The organism is Legionella cincinnatiensis (assembly GCF_900452415.1).
In the GTDB taxonomy this organism is placed as follows: Bacteria; Pseudomonadota; Gammaproteobacteria; order Legionellales; family Legionellaceae; genus Legionella; species Legionella cincinnatiensis.
This window is the reverse complement of sequence record NZ_UGNX01000001.1, coordinates 1,406,551-1,420,579: the sequence shown is the minus strand read 5'-3', so window position 1 is coordinate 1,420,579 and position 14,029 is coordinate 1,406,551. Positions and strand designations below refer to the sequence as shown.

Here is a 14,029-nt window from a genome sequence, read left to right as displayed (position 1 = left end):
ATACTTCTTGAACAAATACAAACAAGTTGATAGTTATGAAGGGTTATAAGTAAGAAATTAAGGTGTGTTATGGGAGCGAACACACCTTAGAAAAATTTATGAAAAACTTTCTATCATTTTAGCAAGCCAGGGAAAGGCGAATTAAATGATTTCTGACTCTATGTCATCTTTAACTTTTTTACTTTTTACTGCTTTTGTTAATACAGGACGACGAAGATCCTCATCATTAAAATCATCTACCTTGATCACTTCTTGGCGAGCCAATTCAGCTTCTTTTAATTGGTTTGCTTCTTTATCGCTGAGTACCCCACAAGCCAAAGCCTCATCGATTTGTTCAAGCAAAGTAAGCGATTTTAAAACATTTTCTTTGACTGCGCGCATTACTTTTCTTTCTAACTCTTCTGCAGCACAAATTTTAAGGAATGCTTCTTCGGTACGGCCTAACGGACAATTCTCCCCAGATTTTTTATAAACTAAACGAGTTAAACGCGACCGAGTTTCATTGGGTTCAATTAAAATTCGTGCTAACTTATGACCTAATTGATCATCTGGTTTATTTCTACGATTACCTAATGGTTTGATAATCAATCGCAACATAATTCTTGCCCAACGCGCAGGAAAATTAACAATTACGCCCTGCATTGCTGTCTCACAGTCATACAATAATTGCTGACAACTCCATTCAACCAAAGGAAAATCAGCCTTTGGCTCTCCATCCTCGTGAAAGCGCTTCAAAACAGCGGAAGCAAGATACAAATTACTAAGCATATCACCAAGACGCGAAGATAATTTTTCTTTACGCTTTAATGCCCCCCCTAAGACGGTCATTGAAAAATCCGCAAGAAATGCCAAGTGAGTACTGTACCTATGGACTAATTGATAATACCGTTTTGCACTACTTACAGGTGCTTTGGATAAATAAGCATCCGTCCAGCCAAAAATAATGGACTTAGTAAAATTAGCCAGGAAAAAACCTGCATGTGCAAAAAAAGCCTGATCAAAATCAACAAGGTTATTATTTCTAATACTTTCTAGTTCATGATACACATAAGGATGACAGCGTATCGCGCCCTGACCAAAAATAATTAAGCTACGAGTTAATATATTTGCGCCTTCAACAGTAATCCCGATAGGAGATCCCTGGTAACCTCGACCTAAATAATTATTAGGGCCAAGACAAATTCCTTTACCACCATGAATGTCCATAGCATCGAATGCGACTTGTCTGGCACGTTCGGTGGTATGATATTTTAATATAGCCCCAGCCACAGACGGCTTAGCGCCATGATCAATAGCTGCAGCAGCCATTGTTAATGCCGCATCAATAATATAAGTATTCGCGGCAATGCGCGCTAAGGGCTCTTCGATTCCTTCGAATTTTCCTATAGGCTGATTGAATTGTTTCCGTATACGTGCATATGCTCCTGAAACCAAAGCAACTGCCTGAGCACCACCATTAGCACTTGAAGGCAAAGAGATTGCTCTTCCAGCACTTAAACACTCCATAAGCATACGCCAACCACATCCTACCATAGCTGCGCCACCAATGAGATAATCCATAGGTATGAATACATCTTTACCTTGAGTTGGCCCATTTAAAAATCCGGTATTTAATGGGAAGTGTCTGCGTCCTTTAGTAATTCCTGGTGTATTTGCAGGAATTAATGCACAACTAATCCCCACATCTTCACCCCGACCTAACAAGTTCTCAGGATCGAATAATCGAAAAGCTAAACCTATTACTGTAGCTACTGGACATAAAGTAATATAACGCTTGTCCCAATTTAAGCGTATCCCTAGTACTTTTTGACCATTAAATTCTTGATGACAGACAATTCCCTTATCTGGAATCGATGCGGCATCTGAGCCCGCATTAGGTCCAGTCAACGCAAAACATGGAATTTCTCGTCCATCAGCCAACCGTGGCAAATAATAATTTTTTTGCTCTTCAGTCCCATATTTGAGTAACAGTTCACCAGGGCCCAGTGAGTTAGGAACAGAAATAGTTGTTGCTGCAGTGATCGAACGCCCATAGATTTTTACTAAAACTGACATTTGTGCTGTGGCAGAAAACTCAAGACCACCATAACTTTTAGGAATGATCATACCTAAGAAACGATTTTCTTTAATAAATTGCCAAATTTCAGGAGGTAAATCAGTAAGATTATGAGTTATATTCCAATCATCAATCATAGAGCATAAAGTATTCACAGGTCCATCAAGAAATGCTTGCTCCTCCTCAGTCAAATGCACAATTGGAGCATTTCTAAGTGAGGAAAAATCAGGAGCACCACTAAATAAATCGCCCTCCCAACTCACTGTACCTGCTTCTAAGGCCTCCTTTTCTGTTGCTGACATAGAAGGCATTGCTTTGCTTACTGCTCTAAAAAAATACTTAGATAATAATTCTCTTCTTAAAGGTTTTATAGAACTGACAATTAAAATGAGTTCAATAATCACAAGAACAATTTTAGTGAATAAGCTTGGAGAGCCATAGGAGAAAATAAGAGCACTAAATAAAGCAAAGCTAATAGCCCAAACCGAAATGGCTGCTTGTCTCGTGAGTAAAATTCCTGCTGCTCCAAGGGTTATGAGCACTAAAATAGCATGTAGCACAGTATTCTCCTTAATTAATGTAAGGTTTGATATAAAAATAACGCGCCTCTTTATATCAAACTAATTTTATTTGGCACATGTAAAGGTCTATTCAAACAAGAAACAATTTTTATAATTTGCTTTGCCGCCAATTCAGGATACTCCATAGGAAACAAATGGGTTCCTTGAATCCGATGGTTGATTACATTGAAATATTTTTTCATGTAACGTACATCCATTTTACCAACCACAGTGCTTTTGTCACCATAAATTAATGCTGTTGGAATGAATAACTTACCTTCAAAATTAGGAATGACATGAGGAATAGTCCGATAAATTTGATATTCAATATGTCTGTCGAAACGTAAATAATAGCCATCGTCCGTATGTTCTAGTCCATAACTAATATAATCATTTAAACAGTCATCAGTAAACGTTTTAAATAAGTCTCTTGTTTTTAAATAGCTAATTAATTGCTCATGATCTTTCCAATACATACGACGTCCCCGAGTTTTATGTGCAGGTGTTATCCGATCAATAATCCCCAATGTTTTTGCAAAACGAACCATACTGGATTTAAAAGTACCAATTAATGGTGAGTCTAGCATAATTACTGCTTTAAATAATTCGGGTTGCTCTATCGCAGCTAATAAACTTAAAACACCACCTAAAGAATGACCCACTGCAATAACGGGACGGGTTGCTTGTGCTTTAACACTAGCAATAACTTCCAGTACCAGATTGTGCCAATTTTCACTAACTGGAAATAATGGATTATGTCCAATCCTATCTATATAACAATAATCAAATTGATTCTCTAGACAATCCAACATTTGCTTATAGCATAAAGCTGGGAAGCCATTTCCATGAGCAAAATGAATCAATTCTTTCATAAAGTCACCACTTATTCTTAGCCAAACGCAACTCTTTTAAGTTAACATGAGTATGGATAAAGATTATATAAGATCTAGTCTATATCTAGGTCCGTTCGGACTGAGGATACTTAACCCATACAAGGCTTAGTGAGGCATCAATGCCTCCTAAGCCTAAACGATTCGAGATAATAAGCCGATCGCTTATCCATATGCGTTAAGTTACTGTTCCTCTAAAATTCAACAATTATTCTTGTGGAAATATTTTAACTCAATCATGTCTTAACAACTTTCTTACTCTCTGCACGCAAAGCATAGAGAGCATAACTGAAATACCCAATAAGCAAAAATAATAAAATAAATCCCGAGCCGGGGAACATAAAATTAAATGTTAATAAAAGAAGCATTAATAACAGCATTGGTGTTGCTGCAACAATTAAAAGTCGACAAGATTGCTTGAAGGTAATACTAAAGGAAAAAAATACACTAGAAAAAATTTGCCCTAAAAATCCAAATAATAAAAAAACCGTAATAAACATTGAAAAAAATATCGCAACAATCATGGGATACATCAATACTTGTGCAAAGTATTTCATATTAGTTATTGTCTTTTCTTTGGTAATTATTTTACCATCAAACACAGCATTATCTTCTTTACTAAACTCTTGCACCAGTGGAGGCCCACTACTTAATTGAGCTTGAGGCATATTAAATAATTGTAAATTGGGTATTTTTAAAGAAATTTTATTTTTATTGACCAAAACTGCAAGTGAAGGATATTTAGAAAAATCATTAACTTGTCCTGTAGTATCAATAATAATACTCACTTGTCCTTTATCATTTTTTACTAAATAAGGCATAGGCTTGTCAAAAACAACATTTCCATCCTGGATATAAAAAATCGGAATTTCTTCTAAAGGTTTAATAAGCTGTTCCTTAAAAGAATGACTAAAACTTAAATCCATTCTTATAACAAATGGAATTGAAAATAAAGCAATAGCCAATAAAAGATAAAGAAAGCCGAGTCCCCGCCAACGCTTTCCTACATCGACATAAAGAAGTCTGGAGTAAAAAGACAGATACAATGCAGACCAATAGCGATAATTAGGTGTGTCAATTGATTTTAGTGTGTTTTTTTCTTTATTCATACTACCTCTCCAATTCGTTTTCCCGATTGATCCTGAAATAGATGTATCTTTATTTTAGGTAGCTCCACATAAAATTGTCCACTAGGAAGAGATTGATCTGCTGTAATGCGCAAATTCAAAATTAATCCATTTTTATTCGTTTTAGCTCTTATTAATTTATCAGCTCCCATATCATCCACAAACTCAGCTTGGATTGATATTGCTTGGGGCTCATTTTCCGAACAAAGTAACACATGCTCCGCGCGAATCGCTAAAATGACCCTCTCTTTATCTTGCAAATTCTGAGCTAACTCTGGAACAGGAAAACTCAATCCTAATTCTGTTTGTACGCAACGACTGTTCTTATCATAAATACCAGGTACAAGATTCATAGGATAATGGCCTGTAAATCCTGCTACAAATAACGTTGCAGGATTTTGATACAACTCTTGTGGTGTTCCTATTTGTTCAATAACTCCTTGATTAAGCACCATTACCCGTTCTGCCATAGTCATGGCCTCAGTTTGATCATGGGTCACGTATAAACTCGTTGTATTCAACTGTTGATGTAAACGTCGAATTTCATGTCGCATTTCAGTGCGCAATTTTGCATCTAAATTAGATAAAGGTTCATCAAATAGAAAAACAGCAGGAGATCGCACCATCGCTCGTCCCATAGCAACTCTTTGTTTTTGCCCTCCAGAAAGCGCTTGTGGTTTACGATCTAAATAAGGAGTTAAACGTAATAATTGAGCTGCCTCGTGAACTCTTTTTTGAATCTCCGCTTTCTTAAATCTCCTCATTTTTAATCCATAAGCCATATTTTCGAATACAGTCATATGCGGATAAAGTGCATAATTTTGAAAAACCATAGCCATATCTCGTTTAGCAGCAGAAATTTCATTAACACATTGGTTATTAATTAAAATTGTTCCTGAACTTACATCCTCCAAACCGGCAATTAAACGTAACAAAGTTGTTTTTCCACATCCAGAAGGACCAACAATTGCCACAAATTCACCTTTTTTAATGCTCGCATTAACGTGATTTAAAATTGTTGTTTGTCCAACCCGTTTTGATACCTCAATTAAATTGACTGTTGCCATGTTTATTTTAACCCTTTTTCAAACCACCGCTGCATCAACATCACAACCAAACATGGTGGAATTAAAGCAATTAATGCAACAGCCATAATATAATGCCATTGAGGAATCTGGTCAGCTACTCCAGCAAGATAACGAATACCCATGACTACGGTAGCCATTTTTGTTTCTGTAGTAATCACTAATGGCCAAAGATATTGATTCCAACCATACACAAATAAAATCACAAATAGTGATGCAATTTGTGTTTTAGATAAAGGTAAAACAATATCAAAAAAGAAACGGATCGCCCCTGCTCCATCCAATTTCGCTGCATCAACTAGTTCAGCGGGGATGGTTTTAAAAAATTGACGAAATAAAAATGTACCTGTTGCCGAAACAAATAAGGGTAAAGTTAATCCTGTGAATGAATTTAACAAGCCAAAAGAAGCAACCACCTGGAATGTTGGTACAATCCTGACTTCAATGGGTAACATCATCGTCGTAAAGATTAATGCAAAACACAATTTTTTAAAGGGAAAATCAAAATAAACCAAAGCAAACGCAGATCCTAAAGCAAAAATAATTTTACCAAAAGCAATTGCTAAAGCCATAAATAAGCTATTAAGCAACATAAAAGTAATTGGCTCGCCCCCTGTAACGGATAGACCCTCTGTCATTACTGCCTTTAGATTTTTAAATAATAAACTCCCAGGAACCATAGGTATATGGGATTGCATCATGATACTGCCATCATTACTGGCAGCTACAAGTGCCAAATAGACAGGCAACAACATTAAAAGAACAAAAATACATAAAAATCCATGAGATAAAACACGTGTGAAATAACGTTTCATGCGTAATGAACCTTTTTTTCAAGGTATTTGAATTGCAGTAAAGAAATAATGATTACAATAATCATTAGTAGTACTGACTGAGCCGATGAACTTCCCAAATCCATTCCCTCAAATCCATCTTGATATACTTTATAAATTAAATTAGTCGTACTATTACCTGGCCCCCCGTGAGTCATCACTTGAATAATGCCAAAAGTCTCAAAAAAACCATACATTAAGTTCATAATGAGTAAAAAAAATGTTGTTGGCGATAAAAGCGGAACAATAATCTGCCAGAAGCGTTGCCATACAGAAGCACCATCAATAATTGCTGCATCAATTAATGAGGAGGGTATCGCTTTTAAAGCTGCAAAATAAAATAAAAAGTTATAACTAAACTGCTGCCAACTCGCGGTAATGATAACCACTAAAAGCGCCTGGTTTACATGATTGACATAATCAAAATTTATTCCCTTTGATTGCAAAAAATGAGTCACCCAACCCAAGGTTGGATGACATAAAAAACGCCATAAAATTGCAGCAACTGCAGGTGCAACGGCATAAGGCCAAATTAACAAAGATTTATAAACCCCTTGCGTCTTACCTCGGTTATTCACTAATATGGCAATAAAAAGCCCTAAACTCATAGTGAGAAATGTGACACTAAAAGCGATGCTAAACGTAACTCCAATTGCCTTACTGTAACTTGGATCTCGAAAAAGATCTAAAAAATTGGCAAGGCCTGCGAATCGTTTATGGAGGCCAAAAGCATCTGTATAAAAAAAAGAGTGCAGTAATGCATTGCATGCAGGCCAAATAAAAAACATCAAGGTTACAATAAGTTGAGGAATTATAAAAAACCAAGCATAAAGACGTTGATGATTGAATTTAGCCATTGCCCAACAAATAAAAGGGTAGGTACAAGCATTATATAGGGATAGTTATTGAAGTAAAGTAGGGGTTGTTTACATTTCGCTTGCCCAAATCAAAATGGGTTGATCTTCGAACACCAACACGCAGCAATATAGTTATATGAGAATTGGAACATAGAAAATTATGCTCATTTTGGTCGAGATATGTACCAGTCTCTAGTAAGCTAAGAGAATAAGATGTTAAGACAAATTGCAATTTATGGATAACGCGTCACCTGGGTGCAGCGAAACAAAACCCGGGAATCTTATGCCAATTAAACCTAGGGCTCGTTTCGCTGCGCCCAAGTGACGATAAAAAGGAATATATGCGCTACGTACACATAGAAAATCCTGGGGTACACAGTCGTTTAATTATTGAAAATGGCATCACGCCTGAGTACAGCGACTCACAAATCCTGGTGCGAGTTCAAGCAACAGCTCTGAATCGGGCTGACATTATGCAACGGTATGGAAAATACCCACCCCCTCCTGGAGAATCTGAAATTCCTGGCTTGGAATTAGCTGGAGATGTAATCGAGGTAGGCGCAAAAGTAAGTCAATTCAAACCTGGTGATAAAATCTATGGCTTAGTGGGTAGTGGAGCATATGCTGAGTTTTGTCCTGTGGAAGCATCGCTTGCACGCCACATTCCTGAGAATTGGGATTATCTACTCGCCGCTGCCCTTCCTGAAGCTTTAACAACCGCTTATGCTACCCTATTTGATCTAGGAAATTTTCAATCTGGACAAAATTTACTTATTCATGGGGCAGGAAGTGGTATTGCCTCACTCGCAATTCAAATGGCAAAACTCGTTCAGGGGAACATCATTACGACTGTAGGAACTGATGACAAAGTAGAAAAAGCCGTTATGGTAGGCGCAAATCAAGTCATCAACTATAATAAACACGATTTCGAAGATTTAATTGCCGATCACAGTATTGATTTAGTTATTGATTTTATTGGCGGCGATTATTTTAATAAGCATCTGCATCTGCTCAAACCTAAAGGTAAATTAATTCAGATTGCTTGTCTTAAAGGCAGTACTGTCGAATGCAATCTTGCACTGGTTATGCGTAAGAGACTAAAAATTATTGGGTTTGTGCTTCGAGCCCAAAGTATCGAAGAAAAAGCTAAACTATGGAGTGATGCCCATAAAATGTGGCTTGATTCCCTCAAAATAAAACAACTAATGCCCATTATTGATTCTAAGTTTAATCTGGAGCAAATTGAGGAAGCTCACCAATACATGCAATCAAGTGCCCACTTTGGTAAAATTGTTACGCTTATCAATTAAAATTATTGCAAGCTCTTAAGAGGTACTATCTTAACTTTTTACTCGCAAGAGTCCGATACAGCAACTGCTCATAGATTGGACCATTAGGAGCAAGCTGCAACACAATAGTTGCGGTAATACAAGTCATCATCACAGGGAATATGAGGTAATAATTATGAGTCATTTCAACCACTAATACTGCTCCAGTGATAGGAGAACGAGTCGATGCAGCAAAAAGTGCAGCCATTCCTGCGATAGCAAACATACCTGGTTGCGTTAAAAAATCAATGTGCATAAACTCTAATATACGAAACATCGCTAATCCAAGCAGTGTGCCCAAAGAAAGGATAGGAGCAAAGATTCCTCCTGGTACAGCAGTCCCATAGCAAGCCATCATACCTATAAAGCGTACAATCAATAAAAAACACAAAAGACTAAAACTTGGTGATAATGTGATTGCTTGATGAATAATGTCCATTCCGCCACCCACTGCGGCAGGATGATGTATTGCTAAAAAACCAACTAAAAATCCAACAATTAAAACATAATATGATTTCTGTCTTGAGGTTAATTTATCCAAAAGTTTTAGCGTCTTCATTAAAGAAAGATTAAACAAAAGGCCTAGCAAACCAACCACAATACCAAATAAAGCGAATAACCATAAAGCGTCAAGTTGTGGAAATTCAAAAACATCCATTGGAATAGTCGGCTGCGGTCCAATCATAAAATCTAAAATTACTGTGGCTGTAATACAACAAATAACTACCATATTGAAACTTGTGAAAGAGTAGTTAAATTGGTTACGCATTTCTTCCATAACAAAAATTACTCCTGCTAACGGAGCATTAAACGCAACAGCCAAACCCGCAGCAGCCCCTGCTGCAATCAAACTATCTTTTCTACGTCGTGCCAGATTAAATAAACTACCAAGCATTTCTCCTAAATTACCACCAATATGAATAGTAGGTCCTTCTCGACCTAAAATCATTTTTGCACCAAGCGCCAAAATACCAAAAAAGAATTTTACGGGTAATAAACGTCGCCAAAATATAGGTCTTAGGTGGAGTAATGCTCCCTCTATTTCTGGAACTCCGCTTCCTGAAGCTTCAGGGGCAAAATGTTTCACGGCAAGGTAAGCAGCATAGACCATAATCATAGAGACTAATCCAGAAATAAGTCCGGATGGCCATCCATTGATACTTAGAAAATGATAAAAATTATCTAATAAAGCACTCAATACGTCGATGGATAAACGAAAAGTTGATCCCACTAAACCAACGACAATGCCCAATACAACAGATACAACATACAGTATCAATATTTTATTGCGCATGCTTCTAAATCATCCCCATCAGATTTGTTATAATTTTTATTCCTGCTTGGTTCACTAAAGATAATATTGTTTCAGGATGAAACTGCACTGCATGAATCGGCAAATGCTGATGCGAAACAGCCATCACAATACCATCATCGCTTACTGCCGTCACATTCAACTCTTTAGGCATGGTTTTTAAACGCGCATAAAGTGAATGATACCGACCCGCTTTAAAACTCTCACCCAAGCCAGAAAATAAACGAGAAGGATGCGTCACCTTAACGATTGATGGTTTACCATGCATGGGATAATCAAGTACGTCTAAAACACCACCAAAATGCTCAACAATACCTTGTAAACCTAAGCAAACACCAAATAAAGGGATGCCTTGAGAAATTACTGCGGCTATTGTTTCTGAAACATGAAAATCACTGGGTTTACCCGGGCCAGGAGACAAAACAACAAGGTCATATTTTTGCTCTTGTAAATAATGTAATGCCTTATCAAAGCGAACCGTACTTACTTCAGCTCCCGTTTGGCGGAGGTAATTTGCCAAGGTATGAACAAAAGAATCTTGATGATCAATAAGCAAAACACGTTTTCCTTTTCCCGTTAAAGGTAAAGATGGTTTAACGTGTGCACTGATTCCTTTTTTCTGCAAGATGTCTAAAAAAGCAGATGCTTTCAAACGAGTTTCTTGTTCCTCGGCTTCAGGCACTGAGTCATAAAGCAAAGTAGCACCTACACGAATTTCTGCAATTCCTTTTTCAATGCGAACGGTTCGTAATACCAAGCCTGTATTTAAATTGCCATCAAAACCAAACCATCCCACAGCACCCGCATACCATTTGCGTGGTGATTTTTCATGTTCTTCAATAAAATTAAGCGCCCAAATTTTAGGTGCACCTGTAACCGTTACCACCCACATGTGGGTTAAAAAAGCATCAACAGCATCAAAATTTTCTCTTAAAACTCCTTCCACATGATCCACAGTATGAATAAGCCGAGAATACATTTCAATTTGCCTTCGCCCAATGACTCTCACTGAACCTGCTTCACAAATTCGTGACTTATCATTTCTATCCACATCCGTGCACATCGTCAATTCAGACTCTTCTTTTTTGGAGTCGAGTAAAGCTTGGATATTTTGAGCATCTTCAATCGCATCAGCACCGCGCTTAATTGTTCCAGAAATAGGACATGTTTCTACTCTTCTTCCTTGTACACGCACATACATTTCTGGAGAGGCGCCCACCAAATACTCTTCCTCACCTAAGTTAATAAAAAAACCATAAGGAGAAGGATTTAATTGCCTCATTTGTTTGAATAAAGTAGAAGGCAACTCCGTATAATGGGTATAGAAGGTTTGACTGGGAACTACCTCAAATAAATCCCCACAAGCAAAACGATTTTTAGCGATATTGACTATTTTTGCGTATTCCCCAGGCAAATGATCACACGTTTTTTCAGGCTTTTGCGACGCCTCATACGGTACAGAAACACCTTCTCGGGCTAAAGACTTAGTGGATAAGTTTTGAAATTGAAACTCGTAACGGCGTACAAAGGCCTCTTCTTTTTGATGATTGACAACAAAAATTTCATCAGGAAAATAAAGAACCATATCTCTTTGCGATAACTCTCGTTCTTTATGCTTTTGCAAATCTTCAAATTGAAAAATTAAATCAAAACCAAAAGAGCCATATAATCCCAAATAAGATTCATTCTCCATTTTAAAAAAAGCCAGAAGCAAGCGAATGACAGTAAAAACAGAAGGCTGACGACTGCGTTCTTCCTCACGAAACACCTGATCAGAAGTTTTAATTTTAATTTGAACAACAGAATCGTTTTGCGTCACGAGCTGCAAAGAGTCTTCCTTTGCCAATAAAGGACTAATAAACGTCAACAACATACGGCCTCGTTGATTTAATGCATCGATTTGCACCAGGTTTTTTCGGCATACAAGAGCCAAGGGAGGATTATAAAAACCTATATCCCAACATGTATAACGTCCTGGGTATTCAAAACTCGAAGCAAATAAAGCACCTCGTTGCGTATCTAAGTGTTCCAGAAGATTTCCTATACCTTGGGTGTAATCTAAGCTTTGTTGAGTACACTCAATCTCAACACCGCCTTGGGTTTTATAGTGTTGCAACATAAATAACAAACTCAAAGAATGATTAGGATGGCTTATCATTGTACTTTAAAAATGCTGTTCTGCAAGAATCTCAATGTTGTATCGTAAGTCCAGTCACCTATGAGGATCCTTTATTAAAGAAGTTATCCACAAAAATTGGGGATAACCCCTCGCGCTGAGTGATCCTCTGATTTTTTTAAATTCCCGTTTGCAAACAGAGTCAAAAAGGGGAGTTTTCATTATACTCTAATTGAAACCAAGCGATGGTACGGTCAAACTTTCGTATTTTTAATCATTTCAATCCATTGATAATTAGCTGTTTCGCTAAATAGAGGAAAGAAAGCACTCGATGAGTACGTAGAGTATTTGCTTGAAAGTGATAGTGAATTTTCTTTTTTTCAGCGGCAAATCCAATCATCCAAAGGATTAGTGTGGCGATGGTGGTGATGAGTATTAAAAGACTTATTTTGTTTTTATCTTTTGTCCTACTAAACCGCCAACCGAATCCCAGGCGCTCGCTCTTATCATCTCGGAAGTTTTGTTCAATCTGCATTCTTTTGCTATATACTTCCCGTGCCAAAATGGCTACGGTCTCTTGTTGATTTTCCACATCCAAGGAGAGGTCTTGATGAAGATTGGATACCAAAATCCAAGGTTCGGAATACATTTTAGAATATCTCTTTTCAACGTCGGGATATTTGGGTTTGGGATTTTTGCGTCCCTTTTTTTTCACCCCAATAGCCTGTAAATAAAACGTGAGTGCGTGTTTTGGAATCTTGTCCCAATTGACCGATGCCAAAATATTGGGTTTCTCCACGAGCAATGTCAGAATGTAACTTCGCTATAGGGCTCCATTTTTTGTCGGTATTCATACGATAGTTTAGTGTACCGCTTACCCTTCCAAGAAAATACCAACCGAGTTGATTAACGCGAGTAAACCAAGGTGTTTTGAAGCCTGCATCTGTGATAATAATGATTTTCTTCCCTTCCGGTAAAATCTCTTTTAAGTGAATTAAAAACTGGGTATGTATCTCTTCTTTTGCCAAATCGTGCTGGGAGTGGATTTCATTATAAATAGGGATTGAGCGGCCTTCGTGTACTAAACTTGCACGTAACATATGAATATCTGAACGACAACAACCCGTCAGTCTACTGCGATTAATAGCTCATTTAACCCCGTAAGCATGTCTTTGAACAGGCTTTTGTAAAGGGCAACTTGATTTTGAGAAAGTTTTTTATGGGATAAAAAACGCCAACACCTATTTATTTTATGTGTTACTTTTGCCTTTCCAGGTAAATTCCTTCCAATACTACTCAGACTTAAGTAGGTTTGACCCTTTAATAAACTTCTCGCTTCGTTGATTATGCTTTTTCTTGTCTTTGTGTGCATCCAAGAAAGTGATTTAGTAATGAAGTTCTGACAAAATACATCTGCAAGCATGGTTCTTATCTAATGATTGTGTAGGAACTCTTATTAGATCAAAAGATTCCATCGCTTGCATCCTTTTTTAGCTATTCAAAAAAATGAGAGGATTTTTCAGCGCGTAGCTTGAAGCGATGTAAACAACGATTGATGAAGGTCTTACGAGAAAGAAAATTGCAATTATCTGGCAAAAAAACGCGAATAGGAGCAATTGATAAAGGTTTTCACTTTTTAGGTATCCAATATCCAGAAACGCGACCTCTGGATAACACCAATGTAACACAGGTGGCTCATGTTGCTTATCATCAAGCATCATCTGAACAAAATATATCCTCTGTGGGGGGCAGAGACACTATGTCAATCAGAAGAGCAGCCTAGCTTGGAATCAAACATCGTTCCTCATCCGAGGACTTTGAGAAAGGCGCGCGAGCAAGTCAAATCGATGGTTATCGATGGGGTT

12 protein-coding genes are annotated in these 14,029 nt (G+C 37.4%); 2 read left to right on the top strand and 10 right to left on the bottom strand.

The features are described from left to right. Nucleotides 1-141 precede the first annotated feature (141 nt). The 6 genes from DYH34_RS06280 to DYH34_RS06255 form a co-directional block, all read right to left on the bottom strand. Nucleotides 142-2,616 (bottom strand): acyl-CoA dehydrogenase, encoded by a 2,475-nt coding sequence (locus tag DYH34_RS06280; RefSeq protein ID WP_058466050.1) that lies wholly within the window; start codon nucleotides 2,614-2,616, stop codon nucleotides 142-144. 50 nt (nucleotides 2,617-2,666) lie between these two features. Next, nucleotides 2,667-3,488 carry an alpha/beta hydrolase gene (locus DYH34_RS06275; RefSeq protein ID WP_058466049.1) on the bottom strand — a complete coding sequence of 274 codons (822 nt, stop codon included), beginning with the start codon at nucleotides 3,486-3,488 and terminating at the stop codon, nucleotides 2,667-2,669. Nucleotides 3,489-3,742: 254 nt separating this feature from the next. Continuing rightward, complete coding sequence (locus DYH34_RS06270) at nucleotides 3,743-4,615, bottom strand: DUF1189 family protein (protein ID WP_058466048.1); 873 nt, start codon at nucleotides 4,613-4,615, stop codon at nucleotides 3,743-3,745. Then, nucleotides 4,612-5,700, bottom strand: a complete 1,089-nt coding sequence (locus tag DYH34_RS06265; protein WP_058466047.1) for an ABC transporter ATP-binding protein — start codon at nucleotides 5,698-5,700, stop codon at nucleotides 4,612-4,614. Before DYH34_RS06265 ends, DYH34_RS06270 begins: the two co-directional genes overlap by 4 nt. 2 nt (nucleotides 5,701-5,702) lie before the next feature. Continuing rightward, on the bottom strand, nucleotides 5,703-6,533 hold the full coding sequence (ugpE, locus tag DYH34_RS06260) for a sn-glycerol-3-phosphate ABC transporter permease UgpE (protein ID WP_058466046.1): 831 nt from the start codon (nucleotides 6,531-6,533) through the stop codon (nucleotides 5,703-5,705). Beyond that, complete coding sequence (locus DYH34_RS06255; protein WP_058466045.1) at nucleotides 6,530-7,408, bottom strand: ABC transporter permease subunit; 879 nt, start codon at nucleotides 7,406-7,408, stop codon at nucleotides 6,530-6,532. Before DYH34_RS06255 ends, ugpE begins: the two co-directional genes overlap by 4 nt. Before the next feature lie 341 nt (nucleotides 7,409-7,749). On the opposite strand from DYH34_RS06255, the gene DYH34_RS06250 reads away from it, so the two are divergent. Beyond that, nucleotides 7,750-8,718 (top strand): NAD(P)H-quinone oxidoreductase, encoded by a 969-nt coding sequence (locus DYH34_RS06250; protein ID WP_058466044.1) that lies wholly within the window; start codon nucleotides 7,750-7,752, stop codon nucleotides 8,716-8,718. A 25-nt stretch (nucleotides 8,719-8,743) separates the two neighbouring features. On the opposite strand, the gene clcA is transcribed toward DYH34_RS06250, so the two are convergent. The 4 genes from clcA to DYH34_RS06230 form a co-directional block, all read right to left on the bottom strand. Beyond that, the gene (gene clcA, locus DYH34_RS06245) at nucleotides 8,744-10,030 is read right to left on the bottom strand and encodes a H(+)/Cl(-) exchange transporter ClcA (protein WP_058466043.1); all 1,287 of its coding nucleotides are present in this window, start codon (nucleotides 10,028-10,030) and stop codon (nucleotides 8,744-8,746) included. Nucleotides 10,031-10,034: 4 nt separating this feature from the next. Continuing rightward, complete coding sequence (locus DYH34_RS06240) at nucleotides 10,035-12,167, bottom strand: anthranilate synthase component I (protein ID WP_058466289.1); 2,133 nt, start codon at nucleotides 12,165-12,167, stop codon at nucleotides 10,035-10,037. A gap of 271 nt (nucleotides 12,168-12,438) precedes the next feature. Next, nucleotides 12,439-12,813, bottom strand: a complete 375-nt coding sequence (locus DYH34_RS06235) for a hypothetical protein (protein WP_058466042.1) — start codon at nucleotides 12,811-12,813, stop codon at nucleotides 12,439-12,441. A gap of 16 nt (nucleotides 12,814-12,829) precedes the next feature. Further along, nucleotides 12,830-13,264 (bottom strand): transposase, encoded by a 435-nt coding sequence (locus DYH34_RS06230; protein ID WP_058466041.1) that lies wholly within the window; start codon nucleotides 13,262-13,264, stop codon nucleotides 12,830-12,832. 455 nt (nucleotides 13,265-13,719) lie between these two features. Here DYH34_RS06230 and DYH34_RS06220 point away from each other — a divergent pair, with 455 nt between their 5' ends. Beyond that, entirely contained in the window at nucleotides 13,720-13,947 is a 228-nt protein-coding gene (locus DYH34_RS06220) for a hypothetical protein (RefSeq protein ID WP_058466039.1), read from the top strand. Nucleotides 13,948-14,029: the final 82 nt, after the last annotated feature.